This window comes from Stenotrophomonas maltophilia, assembly GCF_001676385.1.
GTDB classification, from domain to species: Bacteria; Pseudomonadota; Gammaproteobacteria; order Xanthomonadales; family Xanthomonadaceae; genus Stenotrophomonas; species Stenotrophomonas maltophilia_J.
The window spans coordinates 177,229-202,347 of sequence record NZ_LYVJ01000008.1 but is presented as its reverse complement, the minus strand read 5'-3'; the positions used below and the strand labels follow the sequence as shown (position 1 = coordinate 202,347).

27 protein-coding genes, 1 tRNA gene and 2 pseudogenes are annotated in these 25,119 nt (G+C 64.6%); 9 read left to right on the top strand and 21 right to left on the bottom strand.

Translation table 11 applies throughout. From position 1 onward, the window contains the following. Nucleotides 1-64: 64 nt before the first annotated feature. Nucleotides 65-1,582, bottom strand: a complete 1,518-nt coding sequence (locus A9K58_RS12295) for an MFS transporter (RefSeq protein ID WP_065199602.1) — start codon at nt 1,580-1,582, stop codon at nt 65-67. Nucleotides 1,583-1,689: 107 nt separating this feature from the next. On the opposite strand from A9K58_RS12295, the gene A9K58_RS12290 reads away from it, so the two are divergent. Continuing rightward, a complete protein-coding gene (locus tag A9K58_RS12290; protein ID WP_065199638.1) occupies nt 1,690-2,625 on the top strand; it encodes a LysR family transcriptional regulator in 936 nt (311 codons plus the stop codon). A gap of 212 nt (nt 2,626-2,837) precedes the next feature. Here A9K58_RS12290 and A9K58_RS12285 read toward each other — a convergent pair whose 3' ends face one another. Continuing rightward, on the bottom strand, nt 2,838-3,782 hold the full coding sequence (locus A9K58_RS12285) for a LysR substrate-binding domain-containing protein (RefSeq protein ID WP_065199601.1): 945 nt from the start codon (nt 3,780-3,782) through the stop codon (nt 2,838-2,840). Nucleotides 3,783-3,897: 115 nt separating this feature from the next. Between A9K58_RS12285 and A9K58_RS12280 the strand changes: the two genes are divergently transcribed. Both A9K58_RS12280 and A9K58_RS12275 read left to right on the top strand, forming a co-directional pair. Then, entirely contained in the window at nt 3,898-4,596 is a 699-nt protein-coding gene (locus A9K58_RS12280; protein ID WP_065199600.1) for a glutathione S-transferase family protein, read from the top strand. Nucleotides 4,597-4,688: 92 nt separating this feature from the next. Next, nucleotides 4,689-5,363, top strand: coding sequence for a class I SAM-dependent methyltransferase (locus A9K58_RS12275; protein ID WP_065199599.1), 675 nt, complete (start codon nt 4,689-4,691; stop codon nt 5,361-5,363). 104 nt (nt 5,364-5,467) lie between these two features. On the opposite strand, the gene A9K58_RS12270 is transcribed toward A9K58_RS12275, so the two are convergent. Then, nucleotides 5,468-5,848 (bottom strand): tautomerase family protein, encoded by a 381-nt coding sequence (locus A9K58_RS12270; RefSeq protein WP_065199598.1) that lies wholly within the window; start codon nt 5,846-5,848, stop codon nt 5,468-5,470. Nucleotides 5,849-6,417: 569 nt separating this feature from the next. On the opposite strand from A9K58_RS12270, the gene A9K58_RS12265 reads away from it, so the two are divergent. Together A9K58_RS12265 and A9K58_RS12260 are read left to right on the top strand one after the other, a co-directional pair. Further along, nucleotides 6,418-6,825, top strand: a complete 408-nt coding sequence (locus tag A9K58_RS12265; protein ID WP_065199597.1) for a hypothetical protein — start codon at nt 6,418-6,420, stop codon at nt 6,823-6,825. A gap of 52 nt (nt 6,826-6,877) precedes the next feature. Further along, on the top strand, nt 6,878-7,483 hold the full coding sequence (locus A9K58_RS12260; RefSeq protein WP_065199596.1) for a hypothetical protein: 606 nt from the start codon (nt 6,878-6,880) through the stop codon (nt 7,481-7,483). A gap of 126 nt (nt 7,484-7,609) precedes the next feature. Here A9K58_RS12260 and A9K58_RS12255 read toward each other — a convergent pair whose 3' ends face one another. Continuing rightward, the gene (locus tag A9K58_RS12255) at nt 7,610-8,449 is read right to left on the bottom strand and encodes a DUF3800 domain-containing protein (protein ID WP_081284038.1); all 840 of its coding nucleotides are present in this window, start codon (nt 8,447-8,449) and stop codon (nt 7,610-7,612) included. Between A9K58_RS12255 and A9K58_RS19515 the strand changes: the two genes are divergently transcribed. After that, a complete protein-coding gene (locus A9K58_RS19515) occupies nt 8,448-8,762 on the top strand; it encodes a hypothetical protein (protein ID WP_155760484.1) in 315 nt (104 codons plus the stop codon). The genes A9K58_RS12255 and A9K58_RS19515 overlap by 2 nt on opposite strands. Nucleotides 8,763-9,443: 681 nt before the next feature. On the opposite strand, the gene A9K58_RS12245 is transcribed toward A9K58_RS19515, so the two are convergent. Then, the gene (locus tag A9K58_RS12245; protein ID WP_065199593.1) at nt 9,444-9,716 is read right to left on the bottom strand and encodes a SinR family protein; all 273 of its coding nucleotides are present in this window, start codon (nt 9,714-9,716) and stop codon (nt 9,444-9,446) included. A gap of 719 nt (nt 9,717-10,435) precedes the next feature. On the opposite strand from A9K58_RS12245, the gene A9K58_RS19510 reads away from it, so the two are divergent. Both A9K58_RS19510 and A9K58_RS19505 read left to right on the top strand, forming a co-directional pair. Then, nucleotides 10,436-11,101 (top strand): hypothetical protein, encoded by a 666-nt coding sequence (locus A9K58_RS19510; RefSeq protein ID WP_155760483.1) that lies wholly within the window; start codon nt 10,436-10,438, stop codon nt 11,099-11,101. 149 nt (nt 11,102-11,250) lie between these two features. Further along, a complete protein-coding gene (locus A9K58_RS19505; RefSeq protein ID WP_155760482.1) occupies nt 11,251-11,883 on the top strand; it encodes a hypothetical protein in 633 nt (210 codons plus the stop codon). 162 nt (nt 11,884-12,045) lie between these two features. On the opposite strand, the gene A9K58_RS12235 is transcribed toward A9K58_RS19505, so the two are convergent. The 16 genes and pseudogenes from A9K58_RS12235 to A9K58_RS12160 all read right to left on the bottom strand — a co-directional run bounded on the left by A9K58_RS12235 (nt 12,046) and on the right by A9K58_RS12160 (nt 24,352). Continuing rightward, nucleotides 12,046-12,312: a DUF6953 family protein gene (locus A9K58_RS12235; RefSeq protein ID WP_065199591.1), complete on the bottom strand. Its 267-nt coding sequence runs from the start codon at nt 12,310-12,312 to the stop codon at nt 12,046-12,048. Continuing rightward, nucleotides 12,309-12,503, bottom strand: a complete 195-nt coding sequence (locus tag A9K58_RS20210; RefSeq protein ID WP_065199590.1) for a YodC family protein — start codon at nt 12,501-12,503, stop codon at nt 12,309-12,311. The genes A9K58_RS12235 and A9K58_RS20210 overlap by 4 nt, the downstream gene beginning before the upstream one ends. 487 nt (nt 12,504-12,990) lie before the next feature. After that, nucleotides 12,991-13,065: transfer RNA gene (locus tag A9K58_RS12225), tRNA-Val, on the bottom strand. 169 nt (nt 13,066-13,234) lie between these two features. Further along, nucleotides 13,235-13,588, bottom strand: a complete 354-nt coding sequence (locus A9K58_RS12220) for a PilZ domain-containing protein (RefSeq protein ID WP_065199589.1) — start codon at nt 13,586-13,588, stop codon at nt 13,235-13,237. Next, nucleotides 13,585-14,541 (bottom strand): DNA polymerase III subunit delta', encoded by a 957-nt coding sequence (locus A9K58_RS12215; protein ID WP_065199588.1) that lies wholly within the window; start codon nt 14,539-14,541, stop codon nt 13,585-13,587. The genes A9K58_RS12220 and A9K58_RS12215 overlap by 4 nt, the downstream gene beginning before the upstream one ends. Continuing rightward, complete coding sequence (tmk, locus tag A9K58_RS12210) at nt 14,538-15,203, bottom strand: dTMP kinase (RefSeq protein WP_065199587.1); 666 nt, start codon at nt 15,201-15,203, stop codon at nt 14,538-14,540. The genes A9K58_RS12215 and tmk overlap by 4 nt, the downstream gene beginning before the upstream one ends. Further along, entirely contained in the window at nt 15,200-16,261 is a 1,062-nt protein-coding gene (mltG, locus tag A9K58_RS12205; RefSeq protein WP_065199586.1) for an endolytic transglycosylase MltG, read from the bottom strand. Before mltG ends, tmk begins: the two co-directional genes overlap by 4 nt. A gap of 125 nt (nt 16,262-16,386) precedes the next feature. Beyond that, nucleotides 16,387-17,750 (bottom strand): annotated as a pseudogene (locus A9K58_RS12200) (aminodeoxychorismate synthase component I). Nucleotides 17,751-17,884: 134 nt separating this feature from the next. After that, nucleotides 17,885-19,147, bottom strand: a complete 1,263-nt coding sequence (gene fabF, locus A9K58_RS12195; protein WP_065199585.1) for a beta-ketoacyl-ACP synthase II — start codon at nt 19,145-19,147, stop codon at nt 17,885-17,887. A gap of 143 nt (nt 19,148-19,290) precedes the next feature. Continuing rightward, a complete protein-coding gene (acpP, locus tag A9K58_RS12190) occupies nt 19,291-19,530 on the bottom strand; it encodes an acyl carrier protein (RefSeq protein WP_005415509.1) in 240 nt (79 codons plus the stop codon). A gap of 152 nt (nt 19,531-19,682) precedes the next feature. Then, the gene (gene fabG, locus A9K58_RS12185; protein ID WP_065199584.1) at nt 19,683-20,426 is read right to left on the bottom strand and encodes a 3-oxoacyl-ACP reductase FabG; all 744 of its coding nucleotides are present in this window, start codon (nt 20,424-20,426) and stop codon (nt 19,683-19,685) included. 81 nt (nt 20,427-20,507) lie between these two features. Beyond that, nucleotides 20,508-21,452 carry an ACP S-malonyltransferase gene (gene fabD / locus A9K58_RS12180; RefSeq protein ID WP_065199583.1) on the bottom strand — a complete coding sequence of 315 codons (945 nt, stop codon included), beginning with the start codon at nt 21,450-21,452 and terminating at the stop codon, nt 20,508-20,510. Between the two features lie 160 nt (nt 21,453-21,612). After that, the gene (locus A9K58_RS12175) at nt 21,613-22,395 is read right to left on the bottom strand and encodes a BUD32 family EKC/KEOPS complex subunit (protein ID WP_065199582.1); all 783 of its coding nucleotides are present in this window, start codon (nt 22,393-22,395) and stop codon (nt 21,613-21,615) included. 77 nt (nt 22,396-22,472) lie between these two features. Further along, nucleotides 22,473-23,449, bottom strand: a pseudogene (locus A9K58_RS12170) (beta-ketoacyl-ACP synthase III). Nucleotides 23,450-23,540: 91 nt separating this feature from the next. Beyond that, the gene (rpmF, locus tag A9K58_RS12165) at nt 23,541-23,735 is read right to left on the bottom strand and encodes a 50S ribosomal protein L32 (RefSeq protein ID WP_005408308.1); all 195 of its coding nucleotides are present in this window, start codon (nt 23,733-23,735) and stop codon (nt 23,541-23,543) included. Between the two features lie 107 nt (nt 23,736-23,842). After that, nucleotides 23,843-24,352 (bottom strand): YceD family protein, encoded by a 510-nt coding sequence (locus A9K58_RS12160; RefSeq protein WP_065199581.1) that lies wholly within the window; start codon nt 24,350-24,352, stop codon nt 23,843-23,845. 113 nt (nt 24,353-24,465) lie between these two features. Between A9K58_RS12160 and A9K58_RS12155 the strand changes: the two genes are divergently transcribed. Further along, nucleotides 24,466-25,035, top strand: coding sequence for a Maf family protein (locus tag A9K58_RS12155; RefSeq protein WP_065199580.1), 570 nt, complete (start codon nt 24,466-24,468; stop codon nt 25,033-25,035). Nucleotides 25,036-25,119 lie beyond the last annotated feature (84 nt).

Genomic DNA, 25,119 nt, shown 5'->3' with positions numbered 1-25,119 from the left:
CGTGAGCGGAACACGACTGCGGGATGACGGCGGAGGCAGGCGAGCAGGCCGGGCAATGAGCGTCCTACACCGGGTGCTCGACCACCGCACCCTTGCGTGGCCGCAGCAACAGGTGCAACAGCACAGCACATGCGGCGGTCAGCAGCGCCAGTATGCGCAGCAGTATCGCCAACGCCTCGGCACTGGCCTGCCGCAGCTGCAGGCCACTCGTCGCCGGCAGCAGGGCCGCCGCCTGGGCGTGGGACCCGGTCGCCAGATAGGCACCGGCACGCGCCAACGATGCGGTCGGCGCACCATGCAGCTGCTGGCCGATCAGCAGCGCGAGCACGGCCGTCACCGCAGCCAGAGCGATGCCTTCGCCTGCCACCCGCACGGTTCCGAAGATGCCCGCGGCCATGCCTGCACGTTGCACCGGTACCACGCTCACCGACAGTCCATCCATCAGCCCCCACGGCAAGGCCGTCCCTGCACCGACCAACATCAGCAACGGCACCCACTGCGAGGGCGACGGGTGCGCCGCGTGGCACGACAGCAGGTACAGGCCAGAGGCACAGACCAGCAGTCCCAGCGTGCACAGCCGTGCGCTTCCAACGCGCTCCGCCCAACGCGCGGCCAGCATCGGCAGGGCCAGCATCGGCGCGGACAGCGCCAGCATCTGCAGTCCTACCAGCGTCGCGCTCTGGCCATGCACGCCCAGCAGTTGCAGAGGCAACACGACCAGCAGCACCACGTAGCCGAAGCAGGTCGCCACCGGCAACAGCTGGACACCCAGGAACGCAGGTTGCGAGAACAGTGAGAGGTCCAGCAACGGAGAAGGGTGCAGCCGTTCGATACAGACGAACACGCCGCCCAACAGCAGCGTCGCCAACAGCGCCAGCTGCACGCGCGCGGCATGCAGGCCGAACTCGCCCAGCCACAGCAGGGCCAGCGTCAACGCCGCCAGCATCAGGCTAAAGCCCAGCATGCCGGCGATGTCCAGCCGTCCGCGCTCGCCCCGGCTTTCGGGCAACACGCGCACGCCCAGTGCGAACGCCACCAACGTCAGCACACCGCCCGCGGCGAACACGCTGCGCCAGCCCAGCGCCTGCAGCAACAGGCCCGCGAGCAGCGGCCCCAGCGCCAGGCCCGCACCGAATGTCGTGCCCAGCAGGGCGAAGACACGGGCACGCCCCGGTCCCTGCCAGCCCTGTGCCAGCGCAGCGGTGCCCGAGGCCAGCGCTGCTGCGGCGGCAACGCCCTGCAGCCCGCGCGCCAGGTCCAGCCACAGCAGCGTAGGCGACAGGCATGCAGCGGCCGTCGCGGCGGTGAAGCCGGCCGTGCCCAGCAGGAACATCCGCCGACGGCCATGGCGATCAGCCAGGCCCCCGGCAGCAAGCAGCAGGCTGCCGAAGGTGAGCATGAAGGCGTTGGTCACCCAGGCCAGCGCCGTAGGCGAGGCCGCTTCGGAACGGGCTAGCGCTGGCACCGCGACCGCACCGGCCGAGAACGACAATGGCAGTGCCAGCGCGGCCAGGCACACGGCAAACAGCATCCAACGCTGCTGCGTTTGGACAGGTACAGGAAGCATTGAAACCGGGGCCATGCGGGCCTCCATCCATCGGGGGCATTGATGATGGACCCGCCGCTATTGCTTGAAAACAGGCTCGATGGACGTTGATTACGGCTCAATGTTCCGCAATCATGCCCATCATGGACTCCATCTCTGCCCTGCTCGCCTTCGTCCGTACTGCGGAGGCGGGCAGCATCGTCGGCGCGGCCCGCGCGCTCGGCCTGTCCGCCTCGGCGGTAGGCAAGCGCATCGCCCGCTTGGAACAGAACCTGGGCACGCGATTGTTCCAGCGCACCACCCGCCGCGTGCACCTCACCGACGAAGGCGAACTGTTGCTGCAGCGCTGCCGTCGCGCACTGGATGAACTTTCCGAAGCGCAGGCGGACCTGGCGCAGCGACAGCAGGCGCCCAGTGGGCTGCTGCGCATTGGCCTGCCCACCATCGGCTACCGCTTCCTGCTGCCGGTGCTGCCCGGATTCCAGCAACGCTACCCGCAGGTGCAGCTGGAACTGGAGTTCAACGACCGCATCGTCGATGTCGTCAGCGAAGGCCTGGACGCGGTGATACGCAGCGGCGAACTGGCCGATTCCAGCCTGACCGCACGGCGGCTGGGCGGCTTTCGTTTCATCCTCTGTGCGGCACCTGGTTATCTGCAGACGCATGGCACGCCCAGCGATGTGGGCGACCTGCGCCTGCATACCGCGCTGCGCTTCCGTTATCCCACTACCGGAAAGCTGCATCCGTGGCAGCTGCCGGGTATCGAAGGGGACGCCGGCGCGCTCCTGCCGACTGCCATGACCTGCAACAACATGGAGGCGGTGCTGGCCGCTGCCATCGGCCGCATGGGGCTGGCGTGGATGCCTGACTTCCTTGCCGCCGACGCGCTGGCCGACGGCCGCCTGCAACGGGTGCTGCCTGCGCTTCCCACGCACCAGGGGCAGTTCTCGTTGCTATGGCCCGGCGGGCGCCATCCCAGCGCACGCCTGCGGGTGTTCATCGACTACGCCGTCGCGAACCTTTTCCGCGACACCGCGGAAAAGGGGACGGAGGGGATTAAGTCGTTTCAGGCACAGTAGGGCCGACTACGACTTAATCCCCTCCGTCCCCTTTTTCCTAAGCGGCGGGCGCCTGCCACGCAGATCACGGCAACCACGGTCACCAGCACCATGCCGAGGCTGATCGATTCATGCAGCAGTTGCAGGGCGCGGCAGTGCCTTCACCAAGGCAACGTGCTGGCACCGGGCAACGCCTTCAGACCGTCGCAGCGCGCGACCTCGACTATGTACGTTCAACGTTTCGCAGTGCCAGCACCCGAGGATCCGGCAGGTGTAGCCGATGGCGCTGCGTTGAGCTGGTAATGCGCGACCAGCGCGTCCACCACGACCCGCACCCCCGGCAACTGGCCGCGACGATGCGGCAGCAGCACGCTGGTGGTGACCTCGCCGGCATGCCACACCGGCAGGACCCGCTGCAGGCGACCGGCAGCGATGGACGCGGCACAAAGGCTGTGCGGCAGCACGGCAATGCCAAGGCCGGCTTCGGCCGCTGCGATCAACAGCTGCGATTCATTGCCGACCATCGCCACCCGCGGCTCCACCTGCACAGTGCGGGCATCGGCACCGTGCAGCGTCCAGCGCGTGGCGTGGCGCGCGGTCAACAGGCCCGTGTGTGTGCGCAGCTGCTCTGGCGTATCCAGCGCCGGCGCAGTTGCCAGGTAGGCAGGGGACGCGACCAGCACGATGCGCTCGCTGCCCAACAAGCGCTGCACCAGACCAGAGTCGGGCAGCGGACCGAAGTGGCTGCGCAAGGCGATGTCGATGCCTTCCTGTGCCAGATCGATGAAGCGATCACTGACTTCAACTTCAATGCGCAGCCGTGGATAGCGGATGGCGAGTGCCGGCAGGCAGGCGGCCAGCTGGTGCTGTGCAACCGGGATGGAAGCGCTGATGCGCACGGTACCGCTGGGTTCGGCCTGGCGGTCGCGGACAATGGCTTCGGCAGCCGTCACTTCAGCCAGCGCCGCACGTGCGCGCTCGAAGAATTCCTGGCCGACATCGGTCAACGCGAAGCGACGCGAACTGCGCTGCAGCAGCCGCACCTCGAGTTGCTCCTCCAGCAGCGCCACGCGCTTGCTGAGGGTCGAACGCGGCAGGCCCAGATGGCGCCCGCCTGCAGCAAAGCTGCCCTGCTCCACCGCCGTCACGAACAGGGCCAGATCGTTGAGGTTGAGCATGGGCAACGTCCACAGGTGTGGACTTCAGGATGCCATCTGGGTGGCTTCTACGCCAATGTCCACGCGGGCACGCTTTCCTCACCCGCCGCATCGCGGCTTGAACCGGAAACCTGCCATGACCCCGATCCTCTTCTACGGTGTGCCCTCGGGCTGCTCGTTCGGCTCCATCGTCGCCCTGGAATGGCTGCGCCAGCCCTATCGCCTGTGCCGCATCGACATGCCCGGCCAGGTGCAGGGCGAAGACTACCGCCGCCTCAATCCACTCGGCGAAACCCCGACCCTGCTGACCGCGCAGGGCGAGCTGCTCAGCGAGAGCCTGGCCATCCTCAACCACTTGGCCGCGCAGGGCATCGCGCAGGGTCTGGGCTTCGCGCAGGGAAGCCCCGCCTTCGATCACTTCAACCACCGGCTTGCCTACCTCAACACCAGCTTCTTTGGTGCCTATGCCCCGCTCTGGCACGCGCTGGAGCAGGCGCAAGGCGCCGAAGGCGAGGCCCTGCGTTCCTATGGCACGACCAAGGTGCGCCAGGCCCACCAGGCACTGGAACAGATGCTCGGCACAGGGCCGTGGTTGCTGGGCGCGCAGCGCAGTTTCGCCGATGCCTACTTCGCCGGCATCGCGCGCTGGAACGATTACCACCAGGTCGTCGACCGCCGCGAGTTCCCCAGGGTGCAGCAGCTGTTCGAACGCCTGCAGGACGACGCGGGCGTGCAGTTTGCCCATGCGATCGAGGCGCAGCGGCCAGCCACCAGCAGTGGCGGGTTCCTCGGCGAGGTATCGCTGGAAGAGGTGCTTGACGCCATGGCGGCCTGAGCCCAGCCCTGTCCAGCCAGTGCGGCACCGGCGCGCAATACCCCTTGCGCGCCGCGCTACAGTGGTATGCCCCCTGCCGCAGGAATCCGCGCATGTCCACATTCTCCGACCCGCAGGCGGTGGCCCGCTATGCTGAAGGCCCACTGCGCCAGGTGCCGGGCTTCCTCGCCCTGCAACAGATGAGCCACCTGCTGCTGGCCGAACGTGTTCCTGCGCAGGGCCGCGTGCTGGTACTCGGTGCCGGTGGCGGACTGGAGCTGAAGGCCTTTGCCGAGGCGCAACCCGGCTGGCAGTTGCTGGGGGTGGACCCTGCCGCGCCGATGCTGGCCCTGGCCGAGCAGACACTGGGCCCGCTGATGTCGCGCGTGGAACTGCTGGAGGGCTACATCGACGCTGCGCCGAAGCTGCGCTTCGACGGTGCCAGCTGCCTGTTGACCCTGCACTTCCTCGACGCCGCGCAGCGCCTGCACACGCTGCGCGAGCTGCGCAGGCGCCTGCGGCCCGGCGCGCCGCTGGTAGTGGCACACCACAGCGTGCCGCAGGAGCCGGCTGGCAAACTGCGCTGGTTGCAGCGCTACGCGGCGTTCGCCGAAGCCTCAGGGGTTGCGCGCGCCGATGCGCAGCGCGCGGCCGACGCCATTGCCGAGCGGCTGCCACTGCTGTCGCCCGAGCAGGAGGTCACGTTGCTGCAGGACGCCGGCTTCGACGGCGTGGAGCTGTTCTATGCAGGCTTCAGCTTCAGGGGCTGGGTCGCCTACGCGATGTAACCCGCCCGCCCCGTTCGCATCACGGCCCCCTGGTGATGCCGATGCGCGCCCGCAGCGGATGCTCGTCGGCAGACCCACGCCAGGCGTCGATGCAGCTCCTCGTATCAACTCACGTACTGCGCTTGGCCGTTCCCGAACGACCAGTTCTCCTTCTTTACTTCCACCAGGTTGATGAACACATCCTCGCGGCGGATGCCCACTGCTGCGTGCAGGCCCTCGGCGATGCCCGCGTACAGCGCCTTCTTCTGCTCCAGCGTGCGCCCTTCGTTCCAGGTGATCTGGATGCAGATGAAGTCGTCCGTGCGGTCCACGCCCAGGTAGCCGGGGTCGTAGACGAGCGTACCGGCGTCGTGCTCCTGGAATATCTGGAAGCGATCATTCTCCGGCACGCCCACCGCGCGCATGGCCTGGTAGATGACCTCCCCTACGCGCTGCAGATAATCGGCGGGTTTGCCTTTGCGAAGATCGATGCGGGCGAGCGGCATAGCGGCATTCCTGGGTAAGGGCGGGGATGGCAATGGCGCGAGATTACGCCTGCCCGAGGCGGCGGGACAGCGCAGGGATGGAACCCTCTGACTTCATGCGTGGCATGGTCCCGCCTCCGCCGCGCGGGGTGACGCGATTGCCGTGGCGGCATCCCTCCGGAGTCGTCATGTGCACGGTCGGTAGGGGCGGCGATGTGCGCCATCAGTGATGGGCCGCACTACTCGCAGGTGTCGGACGACACACAACGGGAAATGTCAGGCCTGCCTAGGGACAGTTGAGAACTTTCCTTACAGACCGATGTGATTGCCCGGCTTGAAGATCGCCGCGCCGAGGCAAGACGCCTTGGCCGGGATTGGCGTCTCGAATAATCGAACAGGCTCACAGGATGTTGCGATATCGATCGCAGCAAAGAGAATGCACCGATTGCCTTCAATGGCGGGCGGTGCGTGGGGATCGCAAGATCCGCCGGGCCTTTTCTCCCTGTGAGCTTTTCAGCCTTGGTACGCCAACCCGCACCGTCCGCCACCTTCACTCCGGAAGGTGGCCCTACGCCAGTGAGGGTTTCGCCATGACCAACCGCACCGCCGTCCATCCCCGCCTGCACACCCTGATCGGCGACGTCGCCGCCGATGTGCCCGAAGACCTCGCACGCGAGATCGAGTGCACCCTGAACGCGCAGAATTTGCCCGCGCAGCTGCCCACTTTCTTCGCCCGTCTCAATGCGATCAACCATGCTGACGGCGATGACGGACAGCCATGCATCAGCCTCACCCTCGGCGCCAGCAATCACGCTTCGTTGCGCCGCTCGCTATCTGGGCTCGGCGCATTGCTCGATCTGCTGCAGGCCGCCGACCGTGCGCGCAACGAAGGCGGTCCGGACGAACAGCTGGGCGCCTTCCATATCGACGGACTGATCGTGGCCGCACGACAGCTGGTGCGCGAGGCACATCATTGCCTCTCCAGCGGCGATGCCTGACCGGCGCGGATGTGCTCCCGCTACAATCGCGTAGGGAGCGCAGGAGACCGCAATGGACGCCGAACACCTGGAATACTTCAAGGCCGCACTGGAAGGCCGCGCAAGCGTGGGCTGGAACGTCTGGTTCGCCGCCAACCAGCACGCGCTGGCACAACAACTGAGCCGCCCTGCACTGCTGCGCTTGAAATTCAGCAAACTGGATGAAGCCGAACGCCTGCTCGCCGAAGCCGGCATCGTGCCCCGTAGCACGGCGGGCAAGCGCTACGAAATGTACTGCGCGCAGTTCTCGCCGGACGTGGTGGACGCAAATGGTCGCCCGCTGCCGGCCCTCTGGCGCGCGGCGCACGGCGGTGCCATCGGCCTGCTGGCCGACGGTGAGCAGGAGGCCGGCCAGGCGAAGCTGCTCGCGGAGTTCCGCCGCGTCCGCAAGCGTGGGCTGCAACAGGCCCATGAATGGTTGGCCGATCTATGCTTTGAAGGCGAGATGGAACTGACCAGCGGCAATGCCGGGGTGGGCCGTAGTCTGCTGGCAGTTGTGGCGCAGGCCGGCAGCGGTCATGACCTACTGGATGCTACGGCGATGATCGCGCGCGACCTGCTGGGGAACGTCGGGATGGTCGGGGCTACGCCCGGCCGAGAACGCTCCCAGCAATGCTGAACGCAGCCCGTTTGCATTGGGGGCAGGACATGCCACACTCGCCCTGAGGCCCAGCCGATCGAATCCCTCGGAGATCCGAGTGCCACGGACGTGGATACGGGAAACCGTTAGATCGCTCGGCCTTTTTTATGTGCGGCGCTCACCCATCCGAAGCGTCCAGATGCCCATATGCGGCGACCAACTGTTGGCGATCTGCAACGACTCCAAGTTGGCCCGCCTGGCAATATGCTCTGCCACAGCACGCTTGTGCGGAGATGCAGTTGGCACCAAATGCATACGGTTCTGATGGAAGCCAACAGCACCAGTCAGAAGGTCGGACAGCTGAAGTAGTCGGCAGGTGCGCGAGTCTCTGTAAATCACGGTGCGAACGTGAGGAGATCGATCAGCGAGGTCTCGCCTTAGCGCGTTGTTCAACACTGCCCGGAGATCTTCCAGGTCGTATCTGAGCGTCGTGCGCTGATCTAGAACGACGTGCACGTCTTCATCAGGCAACGCGTACTGAGCGATGCGCTTTACAAGAAGGTTATACAAGCACTTGTAGAAGCAGACGTCTCTATCGCCATCGTGATACCCCCGGACGTCCAACTGATGCTGATCGATCACCATCGCCTGAAACCAACGGCCGGCCGCAAGTTCTTGATCAGTGGTTCCATCGAAATATTGGTCAGCGATCGCGAGCTCGCGCTCCCGCTTGGCCCTGGTGATACCGCTCCACTTCACTTCATCTGACAGGCCGCTAGCCGCGACCGTAGCTTCGATAGCAGCGCGCAGATCACCGATCTGCTGCCCGCAAAGAAACAGCGCCCCATGGATGAGGTAACGGTTCCGACCATCCGCGCAGCTTTCGTCTACGTACACAGCTAGCATTGCCAGACCCAAACTAAGGTTGGCCGGATAATAGTACTGCCGGAGTAACGTCGGCCACAGATAAGCCTGTGGATATCTTTCCGGCCAGGAGGCGCCCATGGGAGCAAGCCCGAGACTACCTCAACGCGATCGCCAGGTGACGGGCCTGATCGACCGGATGAAGGTGGGCGACCTGGACAAGGGTGGCGTCGGCATGGGCGAGCTGGCCGACACCATCGAGGCGTTGTCGGACAACTTCACGCGCGCTGTTCGACCTGGTGGTGGACAACAAAGCGCAGGGCGCGACCACGGCGGCGGTGCAGCAGAGCAATGCTCTGCTCGCGCAGGTGGTGGAGCGGTTGGACCGGCTGGAGGCCGTCTCGACGCAGGGCGTACGCACCTCGAGCAGTTGCGCATTGAGGGCGGCACATAACGCAAAATAATTTCTGCGCAAGATTTTCTCAACATAACATTTATGTAAAACAGCAGCAATACACGTACTGCAAAATAAATACCATTTAAATCAACTACTTACTAAGTATTCATGGACAACTTTAATTTCGTTGTTGCAAAGCCATTTTGAATGTATCTAATAGGCAGCCTGCCCATCCAGGATAGCCACATGCTCACTAAATTCACCGCTCACCCAGCGTGCTTGCAGACTGATGGAGTCGCCTACCGTAGAGAGCTGCTCCTCTACGGCCCTGCGCTTTTCTGCGAGGGACTGACGGTCATCATGGACCCGGGCATACCTGTCCCCACCCTCTTGGCGAGACTTCAGACCAACCTTGAGGGCATCGCTTGGGTGGAAGCCACGCCGTGGGACGGTGTAATTTCGGTGTAATAGTGCCGGAAAATCGGAGGTATCCGGTGCAATCGACTGAAACGAGGTCGCACCGAAAACAGCTTTAAAAGGCCCATTTCGAAGGGGAAAGGAGAATCCGCCCGCCCCCCCGAGAAACGGGATGGGAACGGATTGGTCGGTTCGTGGATTCGAGATATCGCGAGCTCCAGATCTGCGACATGCGGCCAGATGGCCTCCTCGGCAGCAGGCTGGGCCGGCGGCAAATCACCGGAAAGAGGGCTCCGCAGTCTGGAGCCCTCCAGGAATACGCTAAAGGTAATTCTTCAACCAGTTGCTTCCTTCCGTATTGAATCCTACCCAAGCGCCTTCGCTCTTCAGCGCAACGACCAACAGTTCGTCATCAGAGTCAAGAAAATGTTTCAACGCATCTCTGATTGCCACGGTGTTGAGATTAGAGGTAACGATCCAAGTCGAGTCCAGGTGATGCCACCAATTTGTACTCAGATCTTTGATCTTCTTAATCAGACCATCGTAGTTCTTGCCCTGCTTGTTCAGGTCATAACCAATCATATAGTTAGCCATCGATCCCCCGGCGTTCCTTCAATCGCATAGCGCGTCATTGCGCCCCCTGATTGAAGCAAGTAATTCGACAGGTCGCCACCGCATTGGACCAAGCGCCTGCCTGCCAGGCCTTGGCTATGCGGACCTATGGCCTATTGCCTGATGCGGAATCGTTAATCCGGCCGCACAAGCACCCTCAAATGCCCTTGTCCGGCCAGGTAGTTTCGATAGGCGGTGACGCTCGCCTCCCAAGTCGCCCTAGCAACTTCGGGTCCGCAATTGGAAATACGACCCTGACGGGCCAAGGAGACCCATGGCAAAGCCACGCCCCCCCCCGAAGAAGGCCCAGGTAGCGGGCGCCACGATCAAAGATCCAGGCCGGTACAAGAACCGCTCGGAGCCGGCCAATTCGGACCCCATCGGCACGCCGTACAAAGGCATGACCGCCGCACAGGTCAGGGCCTGGAAGGAGTGCGTCTCAAACATGCCCTGGCTCAATGCCGCTCACCGCCTGCTGCTGCGCCAAGTGTGCATCTTGGCCGCGCGCGTGGAAAAAGGGGGAAGACCTCAGCGTGTCGTCCACGCACGCTCAGCGCGATGCTCTCAAAGCTGGGCGCCACGCCAACCGATGAATCCAAGGTTTGCCATCCGCTTGTGGACGTAGACCCGGACGAACAGCATTTCCACTGAGGGCACTCAGCGCCTGCCCGTGGCAGAATCCGCTCTAACAAGGGGGGAATATGGTCATCGAGCTCTGTCCACTGGCAGCAGAAGTAGGGAACCTTGCCGACTGGGCTGGGGTGGCCGTCGGCTTTGGCGCCGCAGTCGCAACAATCGTAGTTGCAGGAATTGCCCAAAGTACTTCGCGCAAAGCCACGGCGATCGCGGAGGAGGCTAAGGGCATCGCGAGGATGCAGTACGACGCGGCAGAAGCACTCAGAAGAGACAACGCCCGCATTCTGGGACGACTGCTGCTGGTGGAGGTGACGACGCTCCCGGCGGTTGTCGCGGCCCTTGCCAGGGGATGGAACCAGGCAATCATGCTCGGCGATGGCACCTTTGGTGTCGCTGACCCTCGTGCTTTCGTGCAAACGCTTGCTGAGGCGACTCTTCCATTTATGCCAGCAGCGCAAGCGGCTGAGGATCGAATCCACAATCTTCCAAACGACCTCGGCGCGGATCTTGCCAGCCTAATTGGCGCCGGTAGAGCACTGAACGACTTGGCTTCACGAATGCAGACTAAGATGCGTCCAGGTGAGGATGCTATGCCCGTACTGTATGCAGATCTCGCAACGAGCTACTTGGCTTCCGCCACCAACTGCGTTGGCTGCTGTCGAGTAGCGTGGGATTTGCGCACGAGTTCCAGTCTTTCGTTGGCATCACTCCAACAGACTATAGCGACGTGAATGATGTTCTCGCCCAAGAATGACGTACGCCAAAGTCGCCCTATTGCTAACAGTCTAGGTCGGCCCCTGAGAGATTTTGGTTTTGGATGGCGGCCGATTAACCTCCAACCAGTGCCTCGTGCATTCCGTCACGCAACAGGAAGATACACATGGAGCCAGTCAAAAGCGTCTGTTGGCAATTCGCTCCTACAGGCTGGCCATGCCTAACCCAGGCGGAATGGGCATCTTGGGTTCAAGCGATAGGGAGCATTGCGGCAATCCTCATTGCCATAGCTATTCCGGCAACTCAGCACTACATCGCGGCAAGAAGCCGCCAGCGAGAGGCCCTTGATCGCTCGCGCAGCCTTGGACTTCAGCTTCTTCCGCACATCCAGGCTTTCGTCCAGAGGAACAACGAGATTTGGGCCAACGAGCATCCTGACGATCACGTTAAAGATCGCGGAGAGAACTCATGCCTTCTTGGACCCAAGGCGCAATTAGCATTAGAAGTTCCTGCTGCGATAGAAAGTGAGGTCAATCGACTTCATGAGCTTGGGCCGGCTGCAGAAGGGCTTCAGCGTGCGGTATACAACATTGCAAGGGCGAAAGAACTTGTAACCATTACGTACGTGAAAGGACCATCAAGTAGCTTTGGCAGCATCACCCAAAAGAAGCCCGTCATTTTTGACAAAGCGGAGTTCTATGACCTGATGTGGGATGCACTTAAAGGCCTTACGGCTTCGCAAAACAAGATTGAAGAGTTCTTCGATCATGGCGCCAGGCCAATCAAGGCGCGCGCTTAGGCCAGTCGTACTTGCTGCACTACCGCCGATAGTAAAATCACAACCGCAAACTCGCCGAGGCGGCACTGGGAATCGGCACTGCCCCACATACATGGAACACAACGGGTGCTGAAGACCAGACTGAGCTGCCACGTATTTCAGCCGGATCATTCTTACACGCACTCAACCGCGAGCTTCTCGACCTTCTTCGTCCTCCGGCACGCGCTTTCGCCAGTACCGATCCGGTTTTACCCAAACAACGGTCTTCTCGTTGAGCTTTCGGAAGGCGTTGAGCAAAGGCGTCGCGACAACGAGATTGCCGTCCGCATTCTCTCGCAGCAAAGACTCCTGCTTCGCTCTGAGGAGGTGGTCAACGACGTCGTCTTGGTAGAGGCAGCCCTCTTTTTCAACAACTGCCTGCATCCATGCAGCAGCCCTTTCGGCATTCATTCGCCAGCCTCAGGCACCGGCTCAAGCGAATCCTGTGGGAACTGCCCTTGTTCAAGCTTCTTCCCGGCAAACCATTGACACCAGTAGCGAACCGAAAGAGGAGTGGACTCAACACTCTTAACGGTCATGACGGGGCCGCCTGAGTTCAGGACAACCTTGCTACCCACCTTGAAATTTTCCCTGATCCCCATTTCTGTTCCTCCTTGGTCGCTGGTTGAAAGCACCATCTCGTGCCGACATGCCCATCCATACTGTGGCAACCGGACATGCCGAACATATCGACTTCCTAACCCAAGTCAACACGAACAGCGTGGGGTCTGCAAGGACATGCAGTGTGAGCCACCTCGGCCTGGCCTGCCCTAGTTTCGCCAGCTTTGGTGCGTGGCCGCGTCGAACCACTGTTCCAGGTCCTCACGAGGCCCCCTCACGGACCGGAACTTGATGGCATAGGAATGCGAGCCTCTCAGCCAAGAATAGAAATCAGAGAATCGGAGCTCCTGCTCTTTAGCATCACAGTTCTCGGGGAGGGCACGCCAAGCGGCAAGCAATGCGGGAAAGAGACTACGGACTTCAGCTTTGGTCATTACGTTCTCCCGGTCAACGGCACAAACGCTGTTACCACGCAGTTACGAAAAAACCGGCTCAAGGCCGGTTTCTTCGCAATACACTGAATTTAAATGGTGGGCGGTACAGGGATCGAACCTGTGACCCTTGCCGTGTGAAGGCAATGCTCTACCGCTGAGCTAACCGCCCGGTGTGTTGCTGAGCCGCTCATTATAGGGGCTTTTCAGAGGTCGTCAACACTTTTCACGTTCGTGTTCACCGGTATTCCGGGCTGTGCAGCCGAGCATGGCTCGCCTCTACGGAGCAGCGGCGCCACAGGTGATTCGCAGTCCGCCGGGCGCGGCCGGCGCTACGGGAATCACATCGTATGGGTCGGCTTGTCCGAGCTGGTCAGGCCGGCCAGCAGGGTCTCGATCTTGTGGCGCACGCCCTCGCCTTCGGCACCCTCGGCCAGCTGCACGCCGATGCCGGCGGTGCGGTTGCCCTGCGCGCCGGCCGGGGTCACCCAGATCACCTTGCCGGCCACCGGCAGGCGCTCGCTGGAATCGGGCAGGGTCAACAGCAGGAATACCTCGTCACCCAGGAAGTAGCGCTTGGGCGTGGGCACAAAGATGCCGCCATTCTTCACGAACGGCATGTACGCGCTGTGCAGCGCGGCTTTGTCCTTCACGGCCAGGGACAGGATGCCCTGGCGGGCGTTGCTGGCACTCATCGATTTCCCCTTGCGGCAGGCCGCTCGTTCACCTTGTTCCAGGCCAGCAGCAACTCGACCACCGCTAGGTCTGCACGCACCGTGGTGCGCAGCAGGTCGCGGGTGCGGTTGGCAGCGTCGAACCAGGCCGCAAGCTTGTGCAATCGCTCAGGCGTGGTCAAGGCGTCGGTACTGGCCTGGGCCAGCGCCAGATCGGCGGCAAAGCGCAGCCGCAGCGCTGCATTCTCGTCCCCACACCACTTCTGTGCCAGCTCCACCGCCCCCACCTTGCCGACGGCCAGCTGTTCCAGCTCGCGCCCCACTTCGCGGCGCAGGCCCAGGCCATCGTCGCGCAGCCAGTTGTCGGCCAGGCCCGGATGGCCGCGCGCAGCCTCCAGCGCCTCGCGCGCCGGTGCCTCGCCGTGGCCCTGCTGCTGCAGCCAGGCCAGCGCTTCGTGCTGCGGCGGCAGCTTGAATTCCAGGCGCTGGCAGCGGCTGCGGATGGTCTGCGGCAGGCGCGCCGGGTCGCTGCTGATCAGCCACAAATAGCGGCCGGGTTGCGGCTCTTCCAGCGTCTTCAGCAGCGCGTTGGCGGCCGAGCGGTTGATCGCATCGGCAGGGTCGACGATCACCACCTGCGCGACGCCGTATTGCGGGGTCAGCGCCAGCTTGTCGGTGATCTCGCGCACCTGCTCGATGACGATCTCGGTGCGCAGCTTGTCGCCGCTCTTGTTCGGAATGAAGCTGACCAGCTGCAGGTCCGGATGGGTGCCGGCGGCGATCAGCTGGCGCGTGCGCGTGGCGTGGGCGGCATCACCCTGCGCCAGCACGTGGTCGGCCAGCGCCAGCGCCACCTCACGCTTGCCCAGCCCGGCCGGCCCGCAGATCAGCAGGCCATGGCCGAGGCGCCCGGCATCGAGCGCCGCCACGGTCTGTTCGAACGCGCGCTGCTGCCACGGCGAGAACGTGCTCATGCGCCCTCCCCGTCCTGCAGCCAGCGCTCGACACGCGCGACCACATCGGCGGCCACGCGCTCCTGCACCTGCCCGGCGTCGATCAGCGCGAAGCGCTGCGGATCCTGCTGCGCCCGGTCGCGGAATACCGCGCGCACGCGCTGGAAGAAATCGTCCTGCTCGCTCTCGATACGGTCCGGCCACAGGTCGCGGCCATTGGCGCGCGCACGGCCTACCGCCACATCCACGTCCAGCAGCAGGGTCAGGCCTGGCAACAGGCCCACCGCGCGACGCTCCAGATCGGCGATCCACTGCGGATCGAGGCCACGGCCACCGCCCTGGTACGCATAGCTGGAATCGGTGAAGCGATCGCTCAGCACGTAGGCGCCGCGCTGCAGCGCGGGCTGGATCACCTGCCGCACATGCTGCGCCCGCGCGGCGAACACCAGCAGCAGCTCGGCCTCGGCACTGAGCGGTTCGGCAGCGATCTCGGCATCGGGCTTCAACACGAGGCCGCGGATGCGCTCGGCCAGGGGGGTACCGCCCGGCTCGCGGGTCAGCACCACCTCGTGGCCGTGCCGGCGCAGGCAGTCACGGATGGCATTGATGGCAGTGGTCTTGCCCGCGCCCTCGCCGCCTTCCAGGCTGACGAAACGGGGATGGCGAAGCAGCGCGGGACTCATTGCGCCGGGGTCTCCTGGGTACGTTGCTGGCGCAGTTGCCGCAGGTAGCGGGCAACCGCCGCGTTGTGCTGGTCCAGGCTGGACGAGAACGCGTGTGCGCCACTGCCATCACCGACGGCCACGAAGTACAGCGCATCACCCGGCGCCGGCTGTGCGGCGGCCATCAGCGCGTCACGGCTGGGCATGGCGATCGGGGTCGGGGTCAGTCCGGAACGGGTGTAGGTGTTGTAAGGCGTATCGGTGCTCAGGTCGCGCCGGCGGATGTTGCCGTCATAAGCCGCACCAAGGCCATAGATGACGGTCGGGTCGGTCTGCAGGCGCATGCCGATCTTCAGGCGGCGCATGAACACGCCGGCAATCTGCGGGCGCTCACCGGCCAGCGCCGTTTCCTTCTCGATGATCGAGGCCAGCGTCAGCAGTTCGTAGGGCGAGTTGATCGGCAGGTCCGGCGCGCGGCTTTCCCACGCTTCGTCCAGCGCCTTCTCCATGGCCGCGTGCGCCCGCTTGAGCACATCCAGATCACTGTCGCCGCGCTGGTAGACGTAAGTCTCTGGCAGGAAGCGGCCTTCCGGATGCTGGCCGGCGAAACCGAGACGTTGCATCAGCGCGGCGTCATCGAGGGTGTCGGTGGTGTGCAGCAGCGGCTCGGCACGCTTCAGCGCGGCACGCAGCTGGCGGATGTTCCAGCCCTCGACGATCGTGACCCGGTGCTGCAGCACCTTGCCGGCGCGCATGCGCAGCAGCAGTTCGCGCGGCGTCAGCTCGTTGCTGAGCGCGTACTCGCCCACCTTCAGCTTGCCGGCTGCGTCGAGCTGGCGCGCCAGCAGCTGCCACTGGGTGTCCTGGCCTTCATCCACGCCGGCATCGCGCAGCTTGCGCAGTACGCTGTTCATGCCGTCGCCACTGGCGATGACCACGCTTTCGGCAGTCGGGGTGATCCGCGCATCGGCGAACCGGCCCTGCTGGTAGAAGAACCACGCGCCCGCACCGGCCAGGATGGCGGCCAGCACCACCCCCAGCGTTACCACGAACAGACATCCGCGCTTGGCTCCCGCCATGGACTACCTCTGAACTCGATTCCGTCGTGCAGGATACCGTGCCGGTGATGTGGGGTCATGACCGGGGTGGCATCTGCGTGCCGACCAACGGTCGGCACCCACCACAACACTGGCACCCACCGGCACTACCCCTGCTGGCCCAGCGCGCGCAGCAGGCCGCGCGCCTTGGCGCGGGTCTCGTCCAGTTCCCTGTCCGGGTCCGAATCGACCACGATGCCGGCGCCGGTGCGGAAGCTGACCTCGTGGCATCCACCTCGGCGGTGCGGATCAGGATGTTCAGGTCCAGGTCGCCATCGCGGTTCAGCCAGCCGAACGCGCCGGTGTAGGCACCGCGCGGGACCTGCTCCAGCTCGCCGATGATCTGCATGCAGCGCACCTTGGGGCAGCCGGTGATGGTGCCGCCGGGGAACGTCGCAGCGATCACCTCGCCCGGCGTGACCTCCGGGCGCAGGCGGCCGCTGACATTGCTGACGATGTGATGCACATGGGCATAGCTCTCCACGGTCATCAGTTCATCAACCACCACCGTACCCGGCAGGCAGATGCGGCCCAGGTCGTTGCGTTCCAGGTCGATCAGCATCACGTGTTCGGCACGTTCCTTCGGGTGGCCCACCAGCTCCTGGATGCGCGCCGCATCATCGTCGCCCTCGAAGCGCGGACGCGTGCCGGCAATCGGCCGGGTCTGCGCGTGGCCGGCATGCACCGATACCAGCCGCTCCGGCGAGGAGCTGACCACGTGGCGGCCGTGCGCGCTGAACAGGCCGGCAAACGGTGCAGGGTTGGCGCGGCGCAACTGCGCATACAGCGCCTGCGGGCTGACCGGCGTGGCAAACCGGGCACTCCAGCGTCGCGACAGGTTCACCTGGAACACGTCGCCGGCACGCAGGTATTCGATCACCCGGCGTACACCATCGGTGAAGCGACGCGGGGCGTCCTCGTCCACCGACTGCGGCGGCTGCCAGGCCAGCCCTGCTTCCGGCAACGCCTGCGAGGCCAGGGCCACCAGCGCCTCCAGCAGTGCCTGCTCGCCGGCTTCGGCGATGACGAAGCTGGCATCGTTGTGATGGTCGTGCAGTACCGCCGCCGGGCAGCGCAGCGCCAGCGCGGTCGGGCGGCCGTCGGCGCGCGCGCGCGCCGGCAGCACCGGTTCGATCTGGCTGGCCACTTCGTAGTCCAGCATCAACGCCCAACCACCCCGGAACGGCAGGCTGTGGCTGTGGTCATGCGGCAGGCGTTCGCCCTGCCAGGCGCGGTCCAGCACCTCCAGGAAGCTGCCCCCATGCTCGGTGTCGCGCTCGTCGCGCACCCGGCCATCGGCGTCCAGGCGCAGGCTGCCGCCCTGTGCGGCCAACAGCAGGCTCCAGCGGCCCTGGGCGGTGCCCGAGGCGGTGGATTCCATCAGCAGCGGGAATCGCGCCGGGTCGTGCTGCTGCAGGGCCAGCAGATCGATCGGGTGCGGCAGCGGGTGGATCAGCGGTGCATGGGTCATGGCGGCCGGTTCAGGGATTCAGATGCACGGAAGCCGCCTTGCGGCGGCCTCCTCGTGCGTGACGCACGTTCAGTCGAGCATGGCTCGACTCTACACAACGGCGGAGTCGAGCATGGCCCGACGCTACAACTCGCTCAGACGCGCTTGAAGACCAGCGTGCCGTTGGTGCCACCGAAGCCGAAGCCATTGGACATCACCACATCGACCTTGGCCTGGCGCGCTTCGTTGGGCACGTAGTCCAGGTCGCAGCCTTCGCCCGGCTCCTGCAGGTTGATGGTCGGCGGAATGACGTTGTCCTGCAGCGCCATCACCGAGAAGATCGCCTCCACGCCGCCGGCCGCGCCCAGCAGGTGGCCGGTCATCGACTTGGTGGAACTGACCATCATCTTGTAGGCGTGGTCGCCGAAGGCGGTCTTCATCGCCATGGTCTCGCCCAGGTCGCCCAGCGGCGTGGAGGTGCCGTGCGCGTTGAGGTAACCCACCTGTTCCGGGGTCACTCCGGCGTCCTTCATGGCCATGACCATGCAGCGCGCAGCGCCCTCGCCGTTCTCGCTCGGCGCGGTCATGTGGTAGGCATCGGAGCTGGCGCCGAAGCCGGCCAGTTCGCAGTAGATCTTCGCGCCACGGGCCTTGGCGTGCTCGTACTCCTCCAGGATCAGGATGCCGGCACCGTCGCCCAGCACGAAGCCGTCACGGTCCTTGTCCCACGGGCGTGAAGCCTGTTCCGGGGCATCGTTGCGGGTGCTCATCGCCTTCATCGCGCAGAAGCCGCCCACGGCGGTCGGCGAAGAGCCTCGCTCGGCACCACCGACCACCATCACGTCGGCATCGCCGTACTGGATCATGCGCATCGCAGTACCGATCGAATGGTTCGAGGTCGCGCACGCCGAGACCGCCGAGAACGACGGGCCCTTCAGGCCAGCGATGATGCTCAGCTGGCCCGGTAGCATGTTGATGATGGTCTTGGGCACGTAGAAGGGCGAGATCTTCTTGCCCTCATGGAACTCGATGGTCTGCTCTTCGATGCCGAGCAGGCCGCCGATGCCGGCGCCGACGATGGCGCCGATGCGTTCGGCATTGGCGTCGGTGATCTCCAGGCCCGAGTCATGCAGGGCCATGAACGAGGCACCGAGGCCGTAATGGATGAACGGGTCCATCTTCTTGGCATCCTTGCCGCTGACCCGGTACTTGCCGAACAGTTCGTTGTCGGCGGTGATGTCGAAGCCCTTGACCTCACCTGCAATCTTGGTGGTGAAGCGATCCAGGTAGGCATCAGGAATGTGGGTCAGCGGACCGATGCCCGAGCGACCGTGGATGATGCCTTCCCAGCTGCTGGCCAGATCATTGCCCAACGGCGAGACGATACCCAGGCCGGTTACGACGACGCGACGCTTCATTGCTGATTCTCCTGGCCCGGATGATTTCAACGGGCAACTCGGTTTGCTTCGGTGTGATGCTCAAACACACGGGGCCGCAACAGCGGCCCCATGGGGTGCGGTGCGCGCCGGGCGGATGCCCGCACGCGCACTGCCGTCTGACATCAGGCCTTGACGTGGGCCTTGATGTAGTCGATGGCGGCCTGCACGGTGCTGATCTTCTCGGCTTCTTCGTCCGGGATCTCGCACTCGAATTCTTCTTCCAGCGCCATCACCAGCTCGACGGTGTCCAGCGAGTCAGCGCCCAGGTCATCGACGAACGATGCGCTGTTGGTGACTTCTTCTTCCTTGACGCCAAGCTGTTCGACGACGATTTTCTTGACGCGTTCTTCGATGGTGCTCATGGGATCTCGCTCCAGATGGAGTTGTGGTTCAAAAGTGGTCGCCATCAAAGGCGATGGCCGTGGGATAGTGTAGTGGAAACCGGCGCGGCCTTGCATTGCAGCAAAAACCTCCGCAGATCAACCACTTGCGGCGCAATCCCTGCGCCCCTTGCTTACGGCATGTACATGCCGCCGTTCACATGGAGGGTTTCGCCGGTGATGTAACCGGCAGCCGGGCTGGCCAGGAAGGCCACCGCATGGGCGATGTCTTCCGGCGAACCCAGGCGTTCGAGGGCGATGTCATTGATCAGCGCGGTACGCGCTTCTTCCGGCAACGCCTTGGTCATGTCGGTGTCGATGAAGCCAGGTGCGACAACATTGACGGTGACACCGCGCGAACCGATTTCCTTGGCCAGCGACTTGCTGAAGCCGATGATGCCGGCCTTGGCAGCGGCGTAGTTGGCCTGGCCGGCATTGCCGGTCACGCCCACCACCGATGCGATGTTGATGATGCGGCCCTTGCGTGCCTTCATCATGCCGCGCATCACCGCCTTGCTGGTGCGGAACACGCTGGTCAGGTTGGTGTCGATGATCGACGCCCAGTCCTCGTCCTTCATGCGCATCAGCAGGTTGTCGCGGGTGATCCCGGCATTGTTGACCAGGATCGAGATCGGTCCGAATTCCTTGGCGATGCCGTCCAGCACGCTCTCCAGCGCGGCAGCGTCAGTGACGTTCAGCGCACGGCCGTGGCCCCCGTGGGCGGCCAGCCGCTCACCGATCGCGGCAGCGCCGGATTCGGTGGTGGCGGTGCCGATGACGGTGGCGCCCTGGGCGGCCAGCAGATCGGCGATGGCGGCACCAATGCCACGGCTGGCACCGGTGACCAGTGCGATTTCACCCTGCAGGGGCTTGCTCATGATGTTTTCCTCGGGCTGGGGCGACCGCCGCACCCGTGCCGCTTGCAACGGCGACCGGTGCGGTCGGAAGGAACAGGGAAATCAGGCCGACCAAGCCTCGCGGGCGGCTTCGAAGTCGCCCGGAGTGGCCAGCGGACGGCCGTCGATGGCCTTGTCGATGCGCTTGACCAGGCCGGTCAGCACCTTGCCTGGACCGCACTCGGCGATCCGGACGATGCCGCGCGCGGCCAAGGCCTGCACGCAACCGGTCCACTGTACCGGCTGGTACAGCTGCTGGACCAGCGCGGTGCGGATGGCATCCACGCCGTCGTGCACCTGGGCATCGACGTTCTGCACCACCGGCAACTGCGGCGCCTGCCAGGACAGACCGGCCATCACTTCGGCCAGGCGGTTGGCGGCTTCACGCATCAGCGGGGTGTGCGAGGGCACGCTGACGGCCAGCTTGACCGCCTTGCGCACCCCCTTCTCGGCCAGCAGCGCCAGCGCACGGTCGACCGCATCGGCGTCGCCACCGATCACGATCTGGCCGGGCGAATTGAAGTTGGCCGGCACCACAACCTGGCTGCCCGCTGCTTCGGTGCAGACGTCCAGCACCAGCTGATCCTCGGCACCGAGCACGGCCGCCATGGCGCCGACACCGGCCGGTGCAGCGTCCTGCATCAGCTGGCCACGAAGGCGCACCAGGTGCGCACCGTCATGCAGGCTCAGCGCGCCGGCGGCGACCAGGGCGGTGTACTCGCCCAGGCTGTGGCCGGCCAGCACCGACGGACGCGGACCGCCCACGGCATTCCAGGCACGCCACACGCCGATGCTCGCGGCCAGCAGGGCCGGCTGCGTGTATTCGGTACGGTTGAGCATTTCCTCCGGGCCGCCCTGGGACAGTGCCCACAGGTCGACGCCGGCACCGTCGGATGCCTCGGTGAAGGCCTCACGCACCTGCGGGTGCAGTTCGGCCAGCTCGGCCAGCATGCCCACAGACTGCGAGCCCTGGCCGGGGAAGACAAAAGCGAGGGTGGATTCGGTCACGCGGTCATCCGCTTGTTGCAATCGAAGCGGGCCATGATAAGGGCGAATCCGCTGTGTCGTCTGTACGTGCGCGTATGCAGGCGTATGGAGCATTGACGGGCAGGGGCGACGGGGTCAGATCCCTTTTCCTGCGCAAAAGGGATCTGACCCCGATCAGCCATCAGCAGAACAACTGCAGGACGTCCAGTTCGCCATCGGCGAAGAAATCTACGCACAGCCCGATCAGCATCAGGACGCCGACGGTACTGGCGCCATGGGTGATGAAGATGGAATGGGCCAATGCGCGCGCTGAACGGCCCAGCTTCATGCACACCCGGGCCAGGCTGCGCAGGCGACCGCTCATCGCGTGCACGTGCTCGCGCACCGGCGCCTGAACTTCCCCCATCGCCTCAGCCATCATTGCCTGCAGGTGACCGGGGCGGTCAGCGTAGTACCTGGCCACGCCATAGCCGAACATCAACCAGTCCCTGGCCTGCGCTTCGGCCAGTTCCATCACTTCCAGCGGGTCTTCCTCGAAATCGATGAAACCCACCCGCTCGCCATCCCAGGTCAGGTTGCGCGGCAACGGTTGGCCGAAATACGCGCCGCGGGCGTGCGCTTCGGCGATGGCCTGCATCGCCGCCATCACCAGCCGGTCGCGGCCCGCATCATCGGCTTCGCGCAGGCAGGTATTGAAGGAACTACCGTTGTCGCCGATCACCAGCGCGGCATGGCCGCTGCCCAGCACGTCGGGCACGTTCACACCCAGTGCCTGCAGCTCTCCCAGGCGACGGGCCTCGGTTTCACGGGCAGCGTCACCGCCGCGATGCGGTGGCGGGCGCAGGGCATCGAGATCGAAACGGCGGGCAACGAAACTGAGCAGGCCCAGGGCCACTGCGCGGCTTCCCTTGCCGTACTGCTTGAGCCAGGCACGCTGCCCTTCGATGACGATGGGCTCAACCATGACAGGTCCTCCCTAAAACGCGTTACGGCCCCGCGGGGCCGTAACGACAAGACTTTACGTTGTCGTAATCCGCACTATCAATAGCGCAACAGAGCCGAACCCCAGGTGAAGCCGCCACCGAAGGCTTCAAGCAGCAGCAGCTGCCCGCGCTCGACGCGGCCCGAACGCACGGCGGCATCCAGTGCCAGCGGCACCGAGCCCGACGAGGTGTTGCCATGCTTGTCGACGGTCACCACCACCTGGTCCATCGACATGTCCAGGCGCTTGGCGGTCGCTTCGATGATGCGCAGGTTGGCCTGGTGCGGAATCAGCCAATCCAGGTCGGACTTGTCCAGGCCGTTGGCAGCCAGGGTCTCATCCACGACCGAGTCCAGCGCCTTCACGGCATACTTGAACACGTCGTTGCCCTTCATGTTGATGGTGCCACCGCCGTTGACGCCATCCTTGAAGCCGGCCGAGACGCCGACCGGGTTCCACAGCAGTTCCTTCTTGCTGCCGTCGGCATGCAGGTGGGTGCTGAGGATGCCGGTCTCTTCGTCAGCCTTCAGCACGACAGCGCCGGCGCCATCGCCGAACAGCACGCAGGTGGTGCGATCGTCCAGTCAACCATGCGGGTCAGCGTTTCGGTGCCGATCACCAGCACATGCTTGCAGTCGCCGGAACGGATGAACTTGTCGGCCACGCCCAGCGCGAACACGAAGCCGGAACAGGCCGCGTTGACGTCGAAGGCAGGGCACCCCGCAACACCGAGCTTGGCCTGGATCAGGCACGCGGTGGACGGGAAAATAAGGTCAGGAGTGGTCGTGCCGACCACGATCATGTCGAGCTGCGAGGCATCGATGCCGGCCGCTTCCAGCGCGCGCACGGCGGCGTTGTAGCCCAGGTCGCTGGTGGTTTCGCCGTCGGCGGCGATGTGCCGCTCACGAATTCCGGTGCGCGACTGGATCCACTCGTCCGAGGTTTCGACCATCTTTTCCAGGTCGGCATTGGTCAGGACTTTTTCCGGCAAATAGCTGCCGGTGCCCGCGATCCTCGAGTAGATCCGCTTGCTCATCATGGTTCCTGTTGCGCGGGCCGCCGATCACCGGCGCACCCGGGAAAGAAGGCAAAGGCCGCTGCCCGGAGGCAGCGGCCTTCCCGGCACATCAATCTTCTTCGACGGCCGAGGTCTTGGTCTGGATGACCTTCTTGCCGCGGTAGAAACCGTCGGCAGTGATGTGGTGACGCAGATGCACTTCGCCGGTGGTCGGGTCGGTCGACAGCTGCTTGGCGCTCAGGGCGTCATGCGAACGGCGCTGGCCGCGACGGGACGGGGTAACACGGGATTTCTGGACAGCCATGGGATTGCTCCAAACTCGGTTCGTTTTGCTTCGTCGTTTCGTCGCACAGGACGCCAGCGCCCAGCACACTTTTCGCTTTCGCCGCAGCCGCCGACGACAACCGGCTGCTATTGTTTCTTCAATGCCGCCAACGCCGCGAACGGGTTGGCCTGCTTCGCTTCTTCTTCGCTCGGCGCCCAGTCCTTGTCGACTGCCTCGCCGTCAGGCGACAACGGCACCACCGGCACCGCCAGCACCAACTCGTCCTCGACCAGGTCCAATGGGCGCAGCTGGCCGTCTTCCGGCACCAGCAACGCCTCGTAATCCGGCGGCAGGGACGATTCCTCGTCCTCGTCGCGGATCAGGCCAAGCCTCTGGGTCATCTTCACCGGCAACAGGAATCGCTGCATGCTGCGCTGACAGGTCAGCGGCAGCGCGGTGTCGATGGTCAGTTCCACATAGGATACCCGCAAGACGTCGTCGCGGCCGAACTCAAGCGAGTAGATGCACTCGCCGTCGGTATCTGCCACCAACCCCTGCAGGCGGGTCAATTCAGCCAAGGAAACCTGACCGTCGAAGCGCCTTCGCGCTACAACCATCCGCCAGGCATCCAGCGTTTCGGGCACGTTCGCGGACATAAGCCGCTGAATACTAAGGATCGAGGCGACTGCTGTCAAATACCGGCTCGACAACACTTGCCGCTGGCGCCGCCGAAAGGCCAGACTGCGGCGCCCTGCCCCGGTATTGTCGCATGTCCCTGGTCCTGGCCTCTACCTCCCGCTACCGCCGCGAATTGCTGCAACGGCTGGGCCTGCCGTTCGACTGCGCACGTCCGGACGTGGACGAGACCCCGTTGGACGGCGAGCCCCCTCTGGCCCTGGCCAGACGCCTGGCCGCCGCCAAGGCCGCCCAGGTGGCCGCGCGCTACCCCGGTGCCTGGGTGATCGGCTCGGACCAGGTGGCCGGCGTGGACGGCCGGCCGCTCGGCAAGCCAGGTACGGTCGAGGCCGCCTGTGCGCAGCTGGCGGCGATGTCCGGGCGGACCGTGCACTTCCACACCGCCATCAGTCTCACGCGCGACGGAGAATCATTTGCTGCGATCGATCTGACCGAAGTGCGCTTCCGCGCGCTGCACCGGGACGAGATCGACCGCTATGTCGCCGCGGAGCAGCCGCTGGACTGCGCCGGCAGCTTCAAATGCGAAGGCCTGGGCATCAGCCTGTTCGAAGCCATCGTCACCCGCGACCCGACCGCATTGATCGGCCTGCCGCTGATCGCGTTGTGCGGGCTGCTGCGCCAGGCGGGGTTCGTGGTGCCCTGAACTGTAGGGTCGAGCCATGCTCGACTGCTTCTGCCCCGAATGGCAGGCGGCCCGGAAAATGCAGTCGAGCATGGCTCGACTCTA